12 protein-coding genes are annotated in these 20,013 nt (G+C 72.8%); 6 read left to right on the plus strand and 6 right to left on the minus strand.

The features are described from left to right. Positions 1 to 43: 43 nt before the first annotated feature. The 3 genes from ACTWO6_RS04460 to rmuC all read right to left on the minus strand — a co-directional run bounded on the left by ACTWO6_RS04460 (position 44) and on the right by rmuC (position 8,195). Positions 44 to 3,268: a S8 family serine peptidase gene (locus ACTWO6_RS04460; RefSeq protein ID WP_446218360.1), complete on the minus strand. Its 3,225-nt coding sequence runs from the start codon at positions 3,266 to 3,268 to the stop codon at positions 44 to 46. Between the two features lie 287 nt (positions 3,269 to 3,555). After that, a complete protein-coding gene (locus ACTWO6_RS04465; RefSeq protein WP_446218361.1) occupies positions 3,556 to 6,852 on the minus strand; it encodes a S8 family serine peptidase in 3,297 nt (1,098 codons plus the stop codon). Positions 6,853 to 7,004: 152 nt separating this feature from the next. Beyond that, positions 7,005 to 8,195 (minus strand): DNA recombination protein RmuC, encoded by a 1,191-nt coding sequence (gene rmuC / locus ACTWO6_RS04470; RefSeq protein WP_446218362.1) that lies wholly within the window; start codon positions 8,193 to 8,195, stop codon positions 7,005 to 7,007. 76 nt (positions 8,196 to 8,271) lie between these two features. Here rmuC and ACTWO6_RS04475 point away from each other — a divergent pair, with 76 nt between their 5' ends. Next, a complete protein-coding gene (locus ACTWO6_RS04475; protein WP_446218363.1) occupies positions 8,272 to 9,096 on the plus strand; it encodes a hypothetical protein in 825 nt (274 codons plus the stop codon). Between the two features lie 65 nt (positions 9,097 to 9,161). Here the strand turns inward: ACTWO6_RS04475 and ppc are convergent, their stop codons facing one another. Together ppc and ACTWO6_RS04485 are read right to left on the minus strand one after the other, a co-directional pair. After that, positions 9,162 to 11,948 carry a phosphoenolpyruvate carboxylase gene (ppc, locus tag ACTWO6_RS04480; protein ID WP_446218364.1) on the minus strand — a complete coding sequence of 929 codons (2,787 nt, stop codon included), beginning with the start codon at positions 11,946 to 11,948 and terminating at the stop codon, positions 9,162 to 9,164. A 123-nt stretch (positions 11,949 to 12,071) separates the two neighbouring features. Beyond that, a complete protein-coding gene (locus ACTWO6_RS04485; RefSeq protein ID WP_446218365.1) occupies positions 12,072 to 13,133 on the minus strand; it encodes a hypothetical protein in 1,062 nt (353 codons plus the stop codon). Positions 13,134 to 13,215: 82 nt separating this feature from the next. Between ACTWO6_RS04485 and ACTWO6_RS04490 the strand changes: the two genes are divergently transcribed. Next, the gene (locus ACTWO6_RS04490) at positions 13,216 to 13,623 is read left to right on the plus strand and encodes a VOC family protein (RefSeq protein WP_446218366.1); all 408 of its coding nucleotides are present in this window, start codon (positions 13,216 to 13,218) and stop codon (positions 13,621 to 13,623) included. Between the two features lie 33 nt (positions 13,624 to 13,656). Then, positions 13,657 to 14,697 (plus strand): S66 family peptidase, encoded by a 1,041-nt coding sequence (locus ACTWO6_RS04495; RefSeq protein WP_446218367.1) that lies wholly within the window; start codon positions 13,657 to 13,659, stop codon positions 14,695 to 14,697. 293 nt (positions 14,698 to 14,990) lie between these two features. On the opposite strand, the gene ACTWO6_RS04500 is transcribed toward ACTWO6_RS04495, so the two are convergent. Then, positions 14,991 to 15,146: a hypothetical protein gene (locus ACTWO6_RS04500; RefSeq protein ID WP_446218368.1), complete on the minus strand. Its 156-nt coding sequence runs from the start codon at positions 15,144 to 15,146 to the stop codon at positions 14,991 to 14,993. Between the two features lie 248 nt (positions 15,147 to 15,394). Between ACTWO6_RS04500 and ACTWO6_RS04505 the strand changes: the two genes are divergently transcribed. The 3 genes from ACTWO6_RS04505 to ACTWO6_RS04515 are packed head-to-tail and all read left to right on the plus strand — an operon-like array spanning position 15,395 to position 19,979. Continuing rightward, entirely contained in the window at positions 15,395 to 17,329 is a 1,935-nt protein-coding gene (locus ACTWO6_RS04505; protein ID WP_446218369.1) for a glycosyltransferase, read from the plus strand. Then, on the plus strand, positions 17,326 to 18,957 hold the full coding sequence (locus tag ACTWO6_RS04510; RefSeq protein WP_446218370.1) for a glycosyltransferase family 39 protein: 1,632 nt from the start codon (positions 17,326 to 17,328) through the stop codon (positions 18,955 to 18,957). The genes ACTWO6_RS04505 and ACTWO6_RS04510 overlap by 4 nt, the downstream gene beginning before the upstream one ends. Beyond that, on the plus strand, positions 18,954 to 19,979 hold the full coding sequence (locus tag ACTWO6_RS04515) for a glycoside hydrolase family 6 protein (RefSeq protein WP_446218371.1): 1,026 nt from the start codon (positions 18,954 to 18,956) through the stop codon (positions 19,977 to 19,979). Before ACTWO6_RS04510 ends, ACTWO6_RS04515 begins: the two co-directional genes overlap by 4 nt. The last annotated feature ends 34 nt before the right edge of the window (positions 19,980 to 20,013 follow it).

The following is a 20,013-nucleotide window of genomic DNA, read 5'->3' on the forward strand; positions in this document are numbered from 1 at the left end:
CGTCCCGGGACCGGGGACGGGCTCCTGCCTTGTGCGGGTTCGGTCAGTTGACGTTCTTCACGACCACGTCACCGCTGCCGATCAGAATGTTCGTGTCGGTACGGACCTGGACGTTGCCGTAGAGCACCCGGTCGCTGGCCGGGGCGGCCTTCGCGGTCACCGTGCCGGGCACCGTCCACGAGGCGCCGCTGGGACGCGGCGCGTTCGCGTCGGTCACCGCCACCGTGCCGAAGGCCGCGTTGGTGAAGACGTCGATGTAGTTGTAGCTGGTCGAGCCGGAGGGCACCGAGTACCCGTCGACGCGTACCTTCCAGGCGCCCGCCACCGGATTGGCGATGGTCACCGACTCCTCCGAGTCACCGTCGGCGCTCCGGCCAGCCTCGACGCAGGCCCCGGACGTGCAGTTGAGCACGTACAGGTCCAGGTCGGAACCCGGGTCGGAGGTCCCGCCGATGGTGGCCCGCAGCTGCGTCGAACCCGGGGCCACGGTCAGGTCGTACTCCTGCGTGGCGTGGTTGGCGATGGTGAACGGACCCTGCCGGGCGCTGCCCAGCGTGCCGCCGACCGCCCGGCCGGTGAACGCGCCGAGCGTGCTGGTCATCGTGTACGACCGGGACACCGGCGTGTTCGCTGTGGCCGAGTCGATCACATCGGGGTTGGGGGAGACCGTCGCGCCGAGCACCGAGGCGTTGAGGGTGAACGGCGTCCACTCCGCGTCCGACGTACGCCGACCGTCCACGGTGACCTCCCAGACCCCGGCCAGCGGGTTGGAGGTCGTACGGCTGGTCGCCGAGCCGGTGGCGCAGACGCCCGCGGCCGGGACGTAGCAGGAGCTCGACGCGTTGTCGTCGATCGCCACGCCGTACGGGTGGTAGCGCAGGAACCGCGCCTGACCGGTGCCCGCCGCGCCGGACGGTCCGGCGAAGTCCACCTTCAGCGCGGGCGTGCCGGCCGGCACCTTGAAGTAGTAGTGCAGGGACTGGTTACGGCCCACCTTGTCGCTGACCTGCACCTGGTAGTTGTCGCCCGCCTGGAAGGCGTACGGCGCGATCACCATGTTCATCGTCTGGTGGTCGACGCCGGTGGTGGCCGGGTCGTCCAGCCGCAGGACCGCCGAGTGGGCGCCCGGGGTCGCCGGGTTGACCTTCACGGTGAGGGTGACCGGCTTGTTCAGCGGCAGCGTCACCGACGTGCCGGTGGTGAAGGTGCCGTCGTTGCCGACCCAGGACAGGTTGTAGGTGACCGCCTTCGACCCGCCGCTGGTGCGGGTGAAGGTGTAGGTGCGGGTGTACTCCCTGCCGACCGTGACGCCCTCGCGGTCGTAGATGCCGACGCCGACGCCGGGCTTGGCGAGGAAGCCGGAGAGCACGGTGTTCACCGGCACCGAGGAGGTGATGTCCACCGTCTTGATGTTCTTCCGCAGCAGCTCATACGCCGCCGGCACGTTGATCAGGCCGGCGCCCTGCTCGTACGCCCCGGCGTGGTCGATGAACCGGGCCGACGACATCATGGCCTGCCGGATCTGGGCCGGCTGGCGCTGGAAGCCCTGCGCCTTCGCGGCGCTGACCAGCAGCGCCCCGGCGCCCGCCGCCTGGGGCGACGCCATCGAGGTGCCGTTGAACATCGCGTAGCCCGGCGGCAGCGGGTAGGTGCCGGTGACCGGGCCGCCCGGCTGCCAGGTGGGGATGCTCGAGATGGCCGAACCCGGGGCGACGACGTTGGGCTTGAACCCGCCGTCCTCTCGGGGCCCGCGCGAGCTGTAGTAGTGCAGGTTGTCCGCGTACGGCGAGCTGGAGCCGTAGTTGGCCCGCCAGGTGGCGTCGGTGACGTACGACCCGATGCTCATGACCTTCTCCGCCACGGACGGGTCGCCGACGGTGTTGGTGCCCGGCCCGCTGTTGCCGGCCGAGATGAACATCTGCACGTTGTACTGGTCGATGAGGCGGTTGTAGAGCAGCGCCCGGGTGTTGTTGCCGTCGTTGAGCGACGGCAGGCCACCGATCGACATGTTGATGACGTCGACGTTCGCCTGCTTGGCGGCGTAGATCATGCCCTCGATGAGGGCGTGCGAGGTGCAGCCGCCGACGAACATGCAGACCCGGACGGAGACCAGCTTGGCACCCGGGGCGGCACCGGTCATCGCCCCGCCGAACAGGCCGTTGCCAGCGGTGATGCCGGCGACGTGCGAGCCGTGCGCGCCGGCCACGATGCCGATGTTGACGAACTTGCCCTTGCCGTCGACCTGCACGACGAACGGCATCGACTCGGCGACGGGGGTCGCCGGGTCGTCGGTGCCGAAGGTGCCGACGTCGTACCGGACCTTGTAGTCGGTCATCGGGGTCTGATCGGCGAAGGAGCCGTTCTGGTTGGTGTCGACCCAGACGGTGCTGCCGCCGTCCCAGAGCACGCCGAAGAGGCCGCTGCTGCCGGCGGGGTTGCCGTCGCGGTTGACGTCGTTGCCCACCTCGCCGGCCAGGGCGGCGGCCCGCTCGTTGAAGACGCCGAACCGGTAGGAGCCGGAGCTCGGCGCGGTCCAGGTGCGGTCGGCCACGGTGAAGGCGGGTCCGGAGACGGTCTTCGCCATGCTGATCCAGGTCGGGTCGCCGTCCTCCGCCGGGGAGGTCGCGGTGACCCAGTCGACGATCTTGCGCTCGCCGGTGGTCGTGGTGTGCAGCGCCGGGTGTGCCAGGTCGACGCCGGTGTCGATGATGCCGACGGTGGCACCCCGGCCGTCGAGCGTGGGGTGGTCGGCCACGAACTGCGCCGCCCCCATGTCACCGATCGGCATGTACGGGTTGACGGCGGGGGTGTCCTTGCCTGGCGCGGGCTGGGGCGCCGGCGCCTGGGACGCGTCCGGGCCCGGGTCGGGCACCGGGACGGCCGCGTCGATCTCCACGGTCTGCACGCCGTTGAGCTGCGGGACGCGGTCGGCCCGGTCGACGGCCACCTCGGCGCGCAGGTAGCCCAGGATGTCGTCCCGGTAGAGGACGTTGGCGCCGAGTCCGGCCAGGCCGTCGGCGACGGTCGTGGCCTGCCCGGACTGTGCTCCGACCAGGACGGTGACCGTCTGCTGGCCCTTGCCGCGGGCCTCGGTCAGCCGGTCCTGGTCGGTGGGGGTCCAGCCGGCGGCGCTGCTCTTGACGGCGTCGACGGACGGCTGGGCGTTGGCGGGTGCGCCGGCGAATGCCGTGGTCAGGGCACCGGCGGTCAACACCGACGCGAGGAGAGCGGCAGCCGCACGGCTGCGTCGGACGGGGGTTGTACTCACGTCTCTTCCTCCGGGGGGGAGAGCGAGGGGGGAGGGCGTACCAGGGGCGGGGCGTCGGGGACGCCGCCGTCACTGGTCCAGCGACCGGTGTGACAGATACGTCACATCGAACGGCCGCCCCGTAACAATGGCCCGAGTGATTGCCCGACGGCAAGGAAAAGGGGCCATGTTCCGCCGTCGATCGGCCGTTACGGACTAACCGGTCGGCCATCGGGCGGCCCCACAGGGCAGGAGCCCGCCCCCGGTGGACCGGGGGCGGGCTCCTATGTGTTGTGGTCGGCGGGCGGTCAGTTCACCGCGCCGATGGCCACCGAGCCACGGCCGACGACCGCGCCCTCGATGGTGGTGACGGCCAGGTCGCCGTAGAGCTCGCGACCGGCGGCCGGGGTGGCCAGGGCGGTCACCGTACCGGTGAGGGTGGCGGTGGCGCCGTTGGCCAGGGCCAGCGGGGTGTTCGGGGCGGACAGGTTGCCCAGCGCCGGGGCCGAGAAGGAGTCCCGGTAGTCGTAGGCGGTGGTCGGGTCGTCGACCGCGTAGCCGTCCACGACCACCCGGTAGGTGCCGGCGGCCGGGTTGGTCAGCGTCACGGCCTCCTCCGAGTCGCCGTCAGCCGAGATGCCCACCCGGGTGGCGCCGAGGAAGACCGACAGGTCCAGGTCGGCGCCGAGGTCCGAGGGGTTGCCGATCCGGGCGGTGAACGAGGCCGCTCCTGCCGGGACGTCGACCAGGTACTCCTGCTGCACGCCCTGGGCGATGCTCGGCCGCTCGGCACGCACGCTGGAGAGCGGGCCACCGACGCCGGCCACCTGGACCGGGCCGAAGGTGTTGGTCAGGCCCCAGCTCACCTCGGTCGGGGTGCCGGCGGTCACCGACGGCAGCTCGACCACGGCCGGCTCGACCTTCACGCCCTGCACCCGCGCCTGGAGCTGGAACGGGTTGTCCAGGGTCGGCGACGTCCGCCGGGCCTCCACCTCGATCTCCCAGACCCCGGCGATCGGGTTCTGGTAGTCCCGCTCCTGCGGCTTGCAGACGGCGGCGTCGGAGAAGTTGGTGTAGCAGCCGGTGCTCGCGGTGCTCTCCACCGGCACGCCGTACGGGTTGAAGGCGATGAACCGGGTCTGCGAACCGGTCGCGATGCCGGAGAGGTTGACCTGGAGCGCGCCCGCGCCCTGCGGCACGGTGACGAAGTACGAGGTGAAGCCGTTCCGCTCGACCGAACCCCCGGTGGAGAAGGAGTACGCCGGGGCGGAGACCGCGTTCGAGGCGACCACGACGGTGGAGACCTCGAAGTCGACCACCGAGGTGGCCGGGTCGTCGATCGTCATGATCGCGCCGTGCGCCCCCGCGGTCAGCGGCTTCGCCTTGACCTTGACGGTGACGGTCTTGTTCAGCGGCAGCCACACGACCTGCGGCGCGCTGAACGTGCCGTCGTTGCCACGGAACGCGACGTTGTGGGCGATGCCCTTGCTCGGGCCGCTGGTCCGGGTCAGCTTGACCTCGTAGTAGCGGCTCTCCTTGACCTTCTGGCCACCGCGGTCGGCGGCGCAGCGGTTGTAGACGCCGGTGCCCACGTTCGGGGTCGGCTCGAACTCGCCGGAGGCCTTGTTGTACCTGGTCAGGTTCTCGGAGAGCTCAGTGCAGACCGGCGCCGCGGAGGTGTAGGTCCGGGTCTGCACGCCCGCGTCCAGCAGGCCCCACGCGCCGGGCACGTTGAACATGCCGTAGCCCTGGCCGTACGTGGGGACGCCGGCGATCGGCTTGGCGGAGGTGTAGATGGCCCGCCGCAGCGCGGCCGGGGTGACGCCCTTGGCGTTGGCCTTGGCGGCCGAGAGCAGCAGCGCGGCGGCGCCGGTGGCCTGCGGGGAGGCCATCGAGGTGCCGTTCAGCATCTGGTAGCCCGGGGGCAGCGGGTAGCCGGCCTCCGGGACCGGGACGCCGGCCTGCCAGGTCGGCGCGGTGGAGATGGCCGAGCCGGGGGCGGAGATGTTCGGCTTGAAGCCGCCGTCCTCACGCGGACCGCGCGAGGAGAAGTTGAACAGCGCGTTGTCCTTGCGGACCACCGAGCCGTAGTTGGCCAGCCAGGTGTCCTTGCTGACGCTCGCGGCGACGCTGACCACGTCGGTGGCGACGGAGGGGTCGCCGACGGTGTTCAGGCCCGGGCCGGAGTTGCCGGCCGAGATGAACATCTGCACGCCGTACGTGTTGATCAGGTCGTTGTAGAGGTTCGCGCGGGCGTTCGAGCCGTCGTTGAGCGCCGGCAGGCCGCCGATCGACATGTTCACCACGTCGACCTTGCGGTTGATCACCAGGTCGGCCATGCCGGTGGTGAGCGCCGCGGCGGTGCAGCCGCCGCCCCAGGAGCAGGCCCGGGCGGAGACCAGCTTGGCGCCGGGGGCGGCGCCGTCGAAGGCGCTGTTGCCCAGCATGTCGTTGGCGGCGGTGATGCCGGCGACGTGCGTGCCGTGGGTCGCCTCGATGATGCCGATGTTCACGTAGTCGACCAGGCCGGGGCCGCCGACCGGAGCGGTGTCGACGTCCTCGCGGTACTCGACGACGAACGGCATCTGGTCGCGGACCGCGGTGGCCGGGTTGTCCGTGCCGAAGTGGCCGACCTGGAACTTCTCCTTGTACGGCCGCATCACCTCGTCGTCGGTGAAGTCCTTGTTCTGGTTGACGTCCACCCGGATGTCGTGGGTCACCGGGTTGTAGAGGACGCCCCACACGTCGGTGGTGTCGCCGTCGCGGTTGACGTCACCGGCCGGGTCGCTGGCGGCGGTGATGGACTCGCGGAAGGTGTTGAACTTGTACGTGCCGGCCGGCGCCGTCCAGGTGCCGAGGGAGTTGGTGAACGACGGGCCGGTCACCTCGGTGATCATCGCGCGCCAGGTGGCGTCCTCGAGCGGGTCCGTCGCGGTCACCCAGTCGACGATCTTGCGCTCGCCGGTGGTGGTCTTCTGCAGCGCCGGCTGGTCCAGGTCGATGCCGGAGTCCATGATGCCGATGGTGACGCCGCGGCCGTCCCACTCCGGGTGCGCGGCCTTGAAGGCCTCCGCGCCGGTCTCGTTGGTCGGCATGTACGGGTTGACCGCGCCGGTGTCCCCACCGGGACCGGCCAGGGTCTCGCCCTCCGCGGCGGTCTTCGCGCCGGCCGGCGCGGCCTCGGGGGCGGGGTCGGGGAGCTGGATGGTCTCGTCGAGGTCGACCGCGGAGACGCCGGGCAGCGTGGCGGCCTTGAGCACCTTCGAGGTGGGGACCTTGGCCAGCAGGTAGCCGACCTGGTCGTACCGCTGGCTGATGGAGGCGCCCAGGCCCTTCAGGCCGTCCGCGACCTTCTTAACCGAACCCTTCTTGGCGGCGATGATCAGGGTGACGGTCGGAGCGTGCTTCGCCTCCGCCTCGTCCAGGAGCTTGGCGTCGTGCGCGCCCAGCGTCTCGACGGCGGTCGGCTGCGAGGCGTCGGGGGCGGTGGCGGGGGCTGCGCTCGCGGTCGCGGCGCCACCCCCCACGGTCATGGCGCCAGCGGCCAGGACCGAGGCGAAGAGCGCGGCGGAGGTACGCCGGCTCCGGTTGCGGGGTTGACTCACGTTCTCTTCCTCCAGAGAACAGGGCCCTGCAGAGAGAAACAGGGCACGCGTGACCGAAATCCTTCGGGGTGGCCGGCGTCGATGTCACTACTCCGAAGTAGGTTGTGACCACTCCGTGACGTGAATAGGCCGCCATCGTCACAGCGGTCGTGTTAAACGTCGATGTCTGCTGACCGTTCGGCCGATGTGGACCGGCCCTCGTCCACGGTCCCGACCAGCTCCTGGGCCTGCGGCTGCCGGGGTGCCAGCTCCACCTGTGCCGGGGTGGCCAGCTCCTGGTCGGAGACGCCCAGCTCGGCGAGCTTGCGCGCGCTGACCAGCACCCGCGCCTCCAGCGACCCGACCGCCCGGTTGTACGCGGTCACCGCCCCGCCGAGCGACGCGCCGAGCTTGCCGACGTGGTCGCCCAGGGTGGACAGTCGCCCGTACAGCTCGCGGGCCAGGGAGTGCACCGCCACCGCGTTGCGCGCCAACGCCTCCTGCCGCCACGAGTAGGCCACCGTCCGCAGCAGCGCCACCAGAGTGGCCGGCGTCGCGAGCACCACGTTGCGGGCGAAGGCGTGCTCCAGCAACGTCGGGTCACGCTGCAACGCCACGTCGAGGAACGGGTCGGCCGGCACGAAGAGCACCACGAACTCCGGGGTCGAGTCGAACGCCGCCCAGTAGGTCTTGGCGGCGAGCGCGTCCACGTGCGCCCGCAGGTGCCTCGCGTGCGCGTCGAGGTGGGTGTCCCGCCCCCGCTCGTCGCGCGCCTCCATCGCGGTCAGGTACGCGTCGAAGGGCGCCTTCGCGTCGACCACCACGCTGCGCCCGCCGTGCAGCCGGACCACCAGGTCGGGGCGGACCCCCTGGTGCTCGGTGGCGGCGGTGACCTGCTCGTCGAAGTCGCAGTGCTCCAGCAGGCCGGCGGCCTCCACGATCCGGCGGAGCTGGTGCTCGCCCCAGCGGCCCCGCACCTGCGGCGCGCGCAGCGCGGCCACCAGCTGCTTGGTCTCGGTGCGCAGCTCCCCGGAGACCGTGCTCATCGCCCGGACCTGCTCACGCAGCTCGGCGTACGCGTCGACCCGGTCGTGCTCCAGCTCGGCGACCCGCTGCTCGTACCGCCGGAGGGTGTCGTGCAGCGGGGCCACCGCCCGGGCGACCGCCTCCTGCGACTGGGCGGTGGCCTCGTAGCTGAGCGCCCGCATCGACTGCTCCAGCCGCCCCTCACCCGCCCGGGTGGCCTCCAGGGTCGCCTCCAACCGGGCGATCTGGGTGGCGGCGCGGGACCGGGCGGCCAGCCAGCCGACCGCGCCGCCCGCGGCGAGGCAGAGCACCACCACGGCCAGCGTCGCGAAGTCCATGCCCGAGAGCTTGCCAAACGGGTACGACGAGCGCCCGGTGGGTACGTTCGGGAGCCCGGTGGGTACGTTCGGGAGCATGAAAGTTGCCCTGGGGGTGATCCTGGTCCTGATGCTCGGAGGTGCGCTCGTGTTCTGGCGGTGGGGAAGCAGGTCCCGGCGGGCCACCGAGCTGGCCGACGCCCGCGCGGAGGCGCAGCGCTGGTACGAGCGCCTCGGCGGCCAGCTGATGAACCTGCACGGCGACGCGCCGGCGGTGCGTCAGGCGCTGGCCGACGCGGGTGAGCGCTACAACGCCGCCGGTTCCCAGCTGGAGCAGGCGGGGACCCCGAATCAGTTCGCGCTGGCCCGGGAGACCGCGCTGGAGGGGCTGGCCTACATCCGGGCGGCCCGCACCGCGATGGGCATCGACCCGGGCCCGGAGCTGCCGCCGCTGGCCGCCGCCCGGGGCGCCGGCATGCTCACCAAGGAGCGCGAGGTCGACGTGCAGGGGCAGACCTACCGGGCCGGCCCGCAGCCGGGGAACCGGACGCCCTACTACTACCCGGGCGGCAACTGGCAGGGCCGTCCGGTGCCGGCCGGCTGGTACTCGACGCCGTGGTGGAAGACCGCGCTCGGCACCGGGGCCGGCGTGCTTGGCGGCATCCTGATCGCCGACGCGCTCTTCTCGCCCGCCTTCGCCGACCCGGGCTACGGCTACGAGGCCGGCTACCAGGAGGGCTTCAACGACGGCTTCGGCGACGGCCAGGACCAGGGCGGGGACGTCGGCGACCAGGGCGGGGGCGACCAGTTCGCCGGCGACCAGGGCGGTGGCGACTACGCCGGCGGTGACTTCTCCGGCGGCGGCGACTTCGGTGGGGGCGACTTCGGCGGCGGGGACTTCGGCGGCGGCGGCGACTGGTGAGGCCGCGCCGGCCGGGCTGAGCCGGCCGGCGCGACCGGGGTGGGCGGGCCGGCCGGCGGTGGGGATCAGCCGGTGTTGCGCATGCCGGCCGCGATGCCGTTGACCGTGGTCAGCAGCGCCCGCTCCAGCGCCGTACCGTCGTTGGGGGCGCGGCGGCCGCCCGGCGCGGTGGCCACCGCCCGGCCGGCGGCGCCGGACTCGCGGTACTGCTGGAGCAGCGCCACCTGGAGATGGTGCAGCGGCTCCAGGTAGGTGTCCCGCACCGCCAGGGTGCGCTGGAGCACCGGCGAGTTCTCCAGCAGGGCCGGCGAGTTGGTCACCGCCAGCACCTCCTGCTTGGTCAGCTCGTACTCCTGCTGGATCTTGTCGAAGATCGGGTGCAGCTTCTTCGGCACCAGGGTCTCGACGTACCGCCGGGCGATCGTCAGGTCGGTCTTGCTCAGCATCATCTCGACGTTCGACAGGAACGTGCGGAAGAAGTGCCAGTTGCGGTTCATCTCGGCGAGCACGTCCTCCAGCCCGGCCGCCCGCGCGGCGGCCAGCCCGGAGCCGACGCCGTACCAGCCCGGCACGATCTGCCGGGTCTGCGTCCAGCCGAAGACCCACGGGATGGCCCGCAGGCCGGCCAGCCCGGCCCCGGTGTTGGGCCGCTTCGCCGGCCGGGAGCCGATGTTCAGCGCGCCGAGCAGCTCGGTCGGGGTGGAGGCCCAGAAGTACGACGGCAGGTCCGGCTCCTCGACCAGCGACCGGTACGACCGGAACGCCGCCTCGGAGACCACGTCCATCGTCGCGTCCCAGCGCTCCAGCATCTCGGCCGGCTGCCGGGGCGCGGTGTGCAGCAGCGTCGCCTGGAGCACCGCGGCCACGGTCAGCTCCAGGTTCTCCCGGGCCAGCGCGGGCAGCGTGTACTTGTCGGAGATGACCTCGCCCTGCTCGGTCACCTTGATCGCGCCGTCCAGCGTGCCGTACGGCTGGGCGAGGATCGCGTCGTGCGTCGGCCCGCCGCCGCGACCCACGGTGCCGCCACGGCCGTGGAACAGCCGCAGGTGCACGCCGTGCCGGGCGGCCACGTCGCGCAGCGCGCGCTGGGCCCGGTGGATCGACCACTGGCTGGTGGTGATGCCCGCCTCCTTGTTCGAGTCGGAGTAGCCCAGCATCACCTCCTGCACGTCGCCGCGGGCCGCGACCAGGGCCCGGTACGCGGGCAGCGACAGCAGCTCGTCGAGCAGCTCACCGCCGGCGTTCAGTTCGGCCGGGGTCTCCAGCAGCGGCACGATGCCGATCCGGGCCCGCCCGCTGTGCACGTCGACCAGGCCGGCCTCGCGGGCCAGCACCACCGCGGCGAGCACGTCGTCCACGCCCAGGGTCATCGAGATGATGTACGACTCGATCACCTCGGACCCGAACCGGTCCTGCGCCTCCCGGATCGCCCCGAACACGTCGAACGTCTTCTGCGCGGCCTCGGTCAGCGGGGTGTCCAGAGTGGAGAGCGGCCGGCGGCCGGCCAGCTCGTCGGCGAGCAGCTTCGTCCGCTCCAGCCGGGTCAGCGACGGGTAGTCCGACACCTCGCCGACGGCCGCGTAGAGCTGGGCGAGCACCGCGTGGTGCGCCTCGGCGTGCTCCCGGACGTCCATGGTCGCCAGGTGCAGGCCGAACGCGGAGACCGTACGGATCGTGGAGGCCAGCCGGCCGACGGCGGTGAGCTGCCCGGAGTTGCGGGCCAGCGAGGCGCGCAGCAGCTCCAGGTCGGCGATCAGCTCGGCGGAGCCCCGGTAGTCCCGCCCGGGCACGTGCGCGGTGCCGGCCCGCAGCCGCTCCCGGGTGTTGGCCAGCTTCGCCTTCACGCAGCGGGCCTTGAGCCGGTACGGCTCCTCGGCGTTGACCCGGCGGAACCGGGGCGCCACCTCGGGCAGCGCGTCCAGGTCGGCGGCGAGGCTGGCGGAGAGGTCCAGCGACACCGCGCGCAGCCGGCGGGAGACCGACACCTCGTTGATCAGGTGGTCCATCGCCTTCTCGGTGGCCGCGATGCCGTGCTCGTGCTGGATCCGCAGCACCTCCCGGGTGACCGCCGGGGTGACGAACGGGTTGCCGTCCCGGTCGCCGCCGATCCAGGTGCCGAAGGTCAGCGGGCGGGACGTCGGCGAGGTCTCCACGCCCAGGGTGCGCAGCGTGTCGGCGAGGTCGTCGAGGACCTGCGGCGCGGCCTCGGCGTACAGGTCGCGCAGGTAGTAGATCGCGTTACGGGCCTCGTCGGTCGGGTCCGGCCGGTCCAGCCGCAGCTCGTCGGTCTGCCACATCAGGTCCAGCAGCTCGGCCAGGCGCCGGTTGGCCGGCCCCTCGTCGCTGGCCCCGTAGAGGATCGCGTTGGCGGTCTCGGCGTCCAGCTCGTCGGCGATCGCGCGCAGCTTCGACAGGATCGAGCGGCGGGCCGCCTCGGTCGGGTGGGCGGTGAAGACGGGGCGGACCGCGAGCCGGCGGGCCGCGGCGGCGATCTCCTCGGCCGGCACCCCGCGCTCGGCGATCATCTTGGCCGCCTGGTCCAGCCAGCCGCCCTGGACCGCCCGGCGGCGGCGCAGGTCGCGGGCCCGGTGCACCTGTTCGGTGATGTTGGCCAGGTGGAAGTAGGTGGAGAAGGCCCGGGCCAGCTTGGTGCCGGTGGTGACGTCGAGGCCGCCGAGGCGCTGCGCGGCGGCCGGGGCGTCGGAGCGGACCTGGGCGCGGATCTCCTCGACCAGGTCGAGCAGGGGGCGACCCTCCTGCCGGGCGAGGGTCTGCCCGAGGAGCGTGCCGAGGCGGCGGATGTCGGCCCGCAGCGCGGCGTCCGGGCCGTCGTGGTCGTGCTGGTCGGTCACGGTGCGCTCCTTACGTGAGTACGAAGGACAGCGCTGTCCGACTCCCTGGATCGTATCCGCGCCGGCCCCGCCGCAAGGAGGGGGCCGGCGTGATGATCTGCACCCTGGGACGGGCGGGAGTGCTCAGCCATCGGTGGCGGGCTCGCCGGGTCCGGTCGGGCGGGGTCCGGCGGTCCGGGCGGCGCGCCGGGATCGCCGGTGGGTGTGGAACATCGTGGCGGTGATCAGCCCGAGGATCCCGAGCAGCGCCCACACCACCAGGCCGGTCAGCGACCAGCCCGTCGATCGGCGGTCGAAGTAGACCGCCGACTTGATCAGGTCGGTGGTCAGCCCGGGCAGGTTCCACCGGTGCATGCCGCGCAGCCAGTCGGGGAGGAACTCCGGGGCGTAGATGCCGCCGGAGCCGGGGTTGCCAAGCACCACCAGCAGCAGGATCACGATCCCGGTGCCGGGCAGGCCGAGCCAGCCCTGCAAGGCGGAGGCCACCATCGCGGCGGCGAAGACCGCCAGCGCGCCGACGGTGGCGACGGTCGGCACGTCGTGGTGCCAGATGTCCAGGATCGGGCCGACGACTGCCGCGCCGGCCGCGCCGAGCACGATCGCGTAGACCGCGAGCGCGGCGATCCGCAGCCCGGCCCGGGCCAGGCTCACCGGCGCGGTGCCGGTCCGCAGGCCGAGCGCGGTGGAGGCCAGGTACCCGCCGAGGATGTAGCCGACCGCCAGGTAGAAGGGGACCAGCCCGCGCGGGTCGCTCGCCTCGACCGGCACCTCGTCGGTGACCTGGAGGGGCAGGCCGGCCTGCCGGGCGGACTGGGTGAGCACCTCGGTGACCAGTTGGGCGGCGGCGGGCGCGGCGGCGCTGGCGGTGGTGAGGCGCAACCCGTTGTCCGGGCCGGAGGTGAGCACCGCGTACACCTCGCGGGCGGTCAGTCCGTCGTCGGCGGCCTGCGGACTGTCGTACCGGATCGGCTTGATCTTGTCGGTCCGGGCGCGCAGGGCGGCCATCACCTGCTCGGCGCGCTGGTCGCCGACGACCACCCCGACCGGCACGTCGCGCGGGGTGGGCTGGTGCAGCGCTCCCACGTAGGCGGCGATGAACGCGGTGGCCAGGGCGAGCGTGCCGACCAGCAGCGCCGCGGTACGCGGCAGCCAGTCCCGCACCGCGAGTTCCCGGTCCTCGTCCACGCCGCCAGCCTAGGGTCGCGGTTCGCCCTGGTTGTGGGGTTTCGCCGCCCCGCGCTCCGGCAGCCGCTGCCAGGCTGGCAGCATGGCGCGCGAGGACCTGCCGAACCCGGCCGAGGGCATCCTGCTGGCCCACTTCGTGGTGGCCGCCGACGTGGCCCGGTCGGCGGCGTTCTACCGGGACGTCCTCGGCGGCACGGTGGTCCGGGAGGCTGAGCCGGCGATCGTCCGGCTGGCCAACAGCTGGGTGATCATCGCCGTCGGCGGCGGACCGACCGAGGACAAGCCCGACGTGACGCTGGAGACCCCGAGCGACCCGCACCGGACCAGCGCGTTCCTCAACATCCGGGTGGCCGACATCCACGCCGTGCACGCGGAGTGGTCCGCCCGCGGCGCGATCTTCCTGACCCCGCCGCAGGACCGGGGCAGGGAGATCCGCTGCTACCTGCGCGACCCGGACGGCCACCTGATCGAGGTCGGCCAGACCGTCTGAAAACCCGTTGGCGCGGCTCGGTAGCTTTCGAGCATGAGCTCGCCCAGCTACCCGCCAAAGCCCAGCCCCGGCGACCGGGTCGCCGTGGTCTCTCCCTCCCGCGGCCTGTCGGGCCTCTTCCCGCACGTCCACGAGTTGGGGCTGCGCCGGCTGCGCGAGGAGTTCGGCCTGGAGCCGGTGGAGTACCCGACCACCCGCGTGATGGGCGCCGACCCGCGCGACCGGGCCCGCGACCTCACCGCCGCCTTCGCCGACCCGACCATCACCGCGGTGCTCGCCACCGTCGGCGGGGACGACCTGATCACGGTCACCCCGCACCTGGACGACGAGGTGCTGCGGGCCAACCCGAAGCCGTACTTCGGCTACTCGGACAACACCAACGTGCTCAACCACCTGTACCGGCTGGGGATCGTGGCGTACCACGGCGGGTCGGTGCTGGTGCACCTCGGCCGGCCGGGGAAACCGCACCCGCTGACCTTCGACTCGCTGCGTGCCGCCCTCTTCACCTCCGGCTGGTACGACCTGGCGCCCGCCCCGGAGTGGGGCGACAAGCCCAACCCGTGGGACGAGCCGGAGACGTTGGCGTTCGAACCGGAGATGCTCCCCGGCGACGGCTGGCGCTGGCAGGGGCCGTCGCGGGTGGTCCAGGGGCGGACCTGGGGTGGCTGCCTGGAGATCCTGCACTGGCTGATGGCGACCGACCGGGTCCCGTCCGCCGCCGAGCTGGCCGGGTCGGTGCTGGTCTTCGAGACCTCCAACGAGCTGCCCGGCGCGCAGGAGGTGTTCCGGATCCTGCGGAACATGGGGGAGCGTGGGCTGCTCGCCGGCTTCCCGGCGGTCGTCGTCGGCCGGGCCAAGGCGTGGGACTTCGACCGGCCGCACACGGTAGACGAGCGGCGGGCGTGGGCGGACGACCAGCGGGAGGCGGTCACCCGGGCGCTGGCGGAGTACGCGCCCGACGTGGTGGTCGTCTTCGACGTCGACCTGGGCCACACCGACCCGCAGCTGATCATCCCGTACGGCGGGGAGATCCGGGTCGACGCGGTCGAGCGCCGGATCTCAGTGCGCTACTGACGAGCAACTCGCGGGCCTACCCGATCCCGCGTACCCCCCTCCGCCGGTGACCGACGCCGCCGGACCGGGTGGAACACCATGGGTGTCACCGCCCCGGTTTGCCACCCATGGTGTTCCACCGACGCTCAGGGGCGGCAGCGCGTCGAGTCCGGTCAGGTGCTCGACGATGGGGGATGCCGGCGGCCAGCAGGGCACTGTGCGCCGGGCGCTCGCCCCGCGCCGCCGGGCTCATGTCGTCGATGTTGATCGAGTCGATGCCGACCAGGGCGGCGCCCGCGTCCACCAGGGCGCGGTCAGGTAGGGCCGGCGTACCGGTCGGTGCCGAAGTGGGCGTGCCCGGTGTGCAGCATGGCGCTGGCCGCGTTGGCGTAGCGCCGCCGTGACCGGTTCGGGATCGGCGGCCGCTGACCGGACAGCGCCGGTGGCTGCGGCGGATCGGCTGAACGCACGCGCGCCGGGCCCCGTGAACCACCCCTGACCTGCGGGTGTGTCCCCCGCCACGAGTGGGGTTGGGACGCCGGGCCGGGGGTAGGAGGGGCGTCGGACCCGGCGGGGAGCGCACACGTCCCCCTGTCGGGTCGAGCCGTGTCCGGGCCAGCGGGCCCCGCCGGCCACACGGCGGGACCGACCGCCGACCGCGGCAGTGTCGCCGCGACCGGAGATCCCGGCCCCACCGTGTCGGCAGCGAAAGGACAGCGTGCCTCCCGTCATCAGCCTTTTCCGTGCCCGTGAGTCGTGGCTCTTCCTCGCCGTCGGCGCGGTCGTGGCGGTGGTCGGCCACGCCCTGCTGGCGCTGCTGACCGGTCAGGGCCTCGCCCCGGCGGCCGCCAACGCGGTGCAGCTCGTGGTCACCCTCCAGCTCAGCTTCGTCGCCCACGACCAGCTCACCTGGCGCCGGCACACCGCCGTCCGGGCCGACCGCCGGAGCCGCCGCTGGCGGCGGTTCCAGACCGCCCGGGGCGCCAGCGCGCTGCTCAGCCTGGTCGCGTTCCCGTTCCTCGCCCCGGTCACCGGCACCGCCGTGGCGTACTGGGGGCTGCTCGTGGCCGGCACGGCCGTCAACTACTGCTCCGACCGCTTCTGGTCCTTCTCCCACGAGGAAGGTGTCGCCACCATGACCGACGTCGACTCCCGCCCCCCGCACCGCGGGGTGCACCGGCGGCCGGCCCCGCTGGCCTGGCGGGTCGCCCGGGCGGGCGCGGCGCTGGCCGTGCTGAGCCTGCTGGCGGTCCTCTTCCTCGACGTCTTCCTCGTCACGGTGTCGCTGTTCATGCTGGTCGTCGCGGTGACCACGCTGGCGTTCCAGCTCTACAAGTGGTGGCTGCCGGAGCACAACGACCCCGACCGGTACGGTGAGCCCGACGAGCCCCGGCTGCCGGGCGTGATCCTGGTGCCGATGCGGCACGAGGAGGCCGTCGCCGGCCACACCCTGGAGCGGCTGGCCAACCTGGACCACCCGGACTACTGGGTGGTGCCGATCGTCGACCATCCCGACGACCCCGGCACGGCGGCGATCGCGCACGCCAAGGCGGCGCGGTATCCGGGGCGGGTGCTGGTGGCTCCGTACCCGGAGGACACCGAGGTGCACAACAAGCCGATCGGGCTGAACGCGGCCGTCCGCGAGCTGGACCGGCTCGGCGTCCGGTACGAGTGGATCGGCGTCGCCGACGCCGAGGACCTCTTCCACCCCGATCTGCTCCGGATGGTCGACTACCGGTTTCGCAAGACCGGCGCGGGCATCGTGCAGTGTGGGGTGCAGCTGATGAACTTCAGTGCCGACCCGCGCGCGATGGCGCTGCCCGACGGGCGGCTGCCCCGGCTGCGGCGCTGGGCGCGGGCCAACACCTCCGGCTGGTGGCGGGCGGCCAACGTGCTGGAGTACTACAAGTGGTTCCAGTCCCGGCTGAAGCTCCAGGCGGCGACGAAGGTGATGCCGCTGGGCGGTAACACGGTCTTCTTCCGCCGCGAGTTCCTGGCCGCCCTGCGCCGGCGGTACGGGGCGTACTGGGACGAGGACTGCCTCACCGAGGACTGCAAGATCGGCATGGTCGCCTCGGTGCTCGGCTACGACGTCGACGTCGTCTACGTGGACGAGATGGTCACGCGGGAGGAGACCCCGGACACCCTGCGCGCGCTGGTCCGCCAGCGGGTGCGCTGGATGCAGGGCTTCATCCAGGTGTTCACCGAGCGGGAGTGGCTGGCGCTGCCCCGGATGTGGCAGAAGGTGCTCGCCGTGTACGTGCTCGGCTTCCAGTTCTTCCAGGCGTTCTCCGTGGTCTTCGCGCCGGTGGCGCTGGCCCTCGCGCTGGCCCACAAGTCGCCGATCGCGGTCGCCCTGCTGGCCAGCGTGCCGCTCGGGATCAGCCTGCTCACCATCGCGCTGGACGTGCTGATGCTGCACCAGTTCGGCCGTACCTTCGGGCAGAAGGTGCGGCTGCGCGACCACCTCGGCGTGATCGTCGGCGGCTACCCGTACCAGGTGGTGCTGTCGGTGGCCGGGGTGTGGGCGCTGCTGCGGCACCTGATGGGGCGTACCAACTGGGTGAAGACCGCGCACAGCGGCGCGCACCTGGGCGCGGCGCCCGCTGGCGACGGCGGCCGGACGCCCGTGACGGCGGGGGCGGTCGCGTGACCCGGACCCTGGAGGACACCGCCACCCTGGACCTGCGGGCCGTCGCCGACATCGACCGGGCGCTGCCGCCGCACCGCCGGGCGCGCGTCGGGCTGCAGGTGTGGGCCGCCCGGCACGGCCGCAGCATCGCCCTGCTGCTGCCGCTGCTCGCGCTGGTCGGGACGGTGCACACCATCGGCATGTCCACGTTCCCGGGGTACATCGACGACCCGGGGACCTACCTGTCCCAGGCGTGGGCGCTGCGGTACGAGGGACAGCTCTCGCCCTACTCCTACTTCTACGACCATGCGCCGGGCGGCTGGATCCAGATCGCCGCGTGGGCGGCGCTGACCGACGGCTTCGACCGGTACGACTCGGCGATCGCCTTCGGCAACGAGTGCATGCTGATCGCCAAGGTGGTCAGCGCCGGGCTGCTCTACGTGCTGGTCCGCCGGCTCGGCCTGGGCCGGGTCGCCGCCTCGGTGGCGGTGCTGCTCTTCGGCCTGTCCCCGCTGGCCGTGGTCTACGGCCGGTGGACGTTCCTCGACAACCTGGTCACCTCGTGGCTGCTGCTGGCCTTCGTGCTCGCGTACTCGCCGCGACGCAGCATCGCCGCCGGCATCGGCGCGACGCTCGCCTTCGCGACGGCCGCGCTGACCAAGGAGACCACGCTGCTGCTCCTGCCCGCGTTCGGCTGGGCGATGGTGCAGAACCTGGACCGGCGCAACCGGCCGCAGGTGCTGGTCACCGCCGGCTTCGCCGGCTTCCTGCTGATGGCGATGTATCCGCTCTTCGCCCTGTTCAAGGGGGAGCTGTTCGAGGGGCCCGGGCACAACAGCCTGCTCGGCACGGCCCGGTGGCAGCTCGACGGCCGCGCGTCCAGCGGCTCACTCCTCGAACCCGGCAGCGCCACCTCCCACCAGGTGCACAACTGGCTCCAGTACGACCACTGGCTGCCGCTGCTCGGCCTCGCCGCGATCCCACTGGCGCTGCTGGTCCGGCGGCTGCGCCCGGCCGCTCTCGCCCTGGTCATCGGCTGGCTGGTACTGGTCCGCGGCGGCTACGTGCCGTTCATGCACGTGATCAACCTGCTGCCCTGGAGCGCGCTGCTGATCGCCGGCGTCGGCAGCGCGATCGCCGGCACCCCCGGCCTGGTCCCGACCGGCTGGCTGCGCCGCCGGGCCGCGCAGGGCTTCGGGTACGGCTTCCGGGTCGCCACCTCCGTCCTGCTGCTGGTGGGCCTGGCCGGCGTGGCGACCGTCACGTGGACGCCCGAGCTGCGCCAGATGATGACGGTCCGCGAGGAGCCGCCGCTGCGCTCGGCCACCGAGTGGGTGGCCCGCAACGTGCCCCGGGACAAGACCCTGGTGGTGCACGACGCCATCTGGACGGACCTGGTGAACCACTACGGCTACCAAACCCGCCCGGTGATCGTCTACAAGCTCGACACGGACCCCGCGGTCAGGCAGGCGGTGAAGCGGGTCGACTACCTGGTCGTACCCGACTGGTACTACCGCACCGCCGACGCGGAGGAGAAGTACCCGACCCTGATGGAGGCCCGCAAGCACGCCGTTCCGGTCGCCAGCTTCGGCAGCGGTGACGACCGGGTGCAGGTGTTCCGGGTCAGCGACCAGTGGAACCTGCGATGATCCGCCGACTCGCCCCCGCCCTGCTGCTGGTGGCCGCCCTGACCGCCGCGTGCTCCCACGCGCCGGACACCGCGCTGCACCCCGACCCGCCGTCGGTCCGGTACGCGGCGCCGAAGCACCCGTTCCGCGACGCCACCCTCTACGTCGACCGGAACACCGCGGCCGCCCGCTGGCAGGCCGCGCACGGCGCCGGCTGGCTCGACCCGATCACCGGACGACCGCAGGCGCGCTGGGTCAACGACCCGCGGGACGTGCCGGCGGTCGCCACCCTGGCCGAGCGGGCGCGGCAGCGCGGCGAGCTGCCGGTGGTGGTGGCGTACTGGATCCCGAACCGGGGGTGCGCCAACTTCCGTGAGGGCGCCCCGGACGTGACGGCGTACCGGAGCTACATCGGGAAGCTGATCGGGGCGCTGGGGCGGACCCGGTCGGTGGTGGTGATGGAGCCGGACGCGATCGCCGCCGACTGCTTCGACGCCGCGCGCGGCAGGCTGATCGCCGAGGCGACGAAGCGGTTCGCCGACGCCGGCCACGTCGTCTACCTGGACGCCGGGCACGCGAAGTGGCGCTCGACCGGGGAGACCGCCGAGCGGCTGCTCGCCTCCGGCATCACCGCGGCGGAGGGCTTCGCGGTGAACGTGTCGAACCGGCAGACCACCGAGGACAGCTACCGGTGGGGGCGCGAGCTGTCTGACCTGGTCGGTGGCCGGGAGTTCGTCATCGACACCTCCCGCAACGGCGCCGGCCCGCCGCCGGACGAGCCGGACCGCGACGACGAGTGGTGCAATCCGGCGCGGCAGGCGCTCGGCGAGCCGCCTCGACCGGTGACCGACCGGCCCGGCCTGGCCGCGCTGCTCTGGATCAAGGACCCGGGGGAGTCGGACGGGAAGTGCGGCGGCGAGCGGACGTACCTGTTCAGCCCGAACCAGGCCCGCACGCTCGTCGCCGGCGCGGCGTGGCTGCCGGCGGGGGAGCGGGCGGCGGCGAAGGCGGCCCGCCCGGCCCCGGTCATCGACGCCGGCTAGACCGGACTACTCGCACAGCCGTCTCGCGTCGCAG

The sequence above is a fragment of the Micromonospora sp. IBHARD004 genome (genome assembly GCF_052814115.1).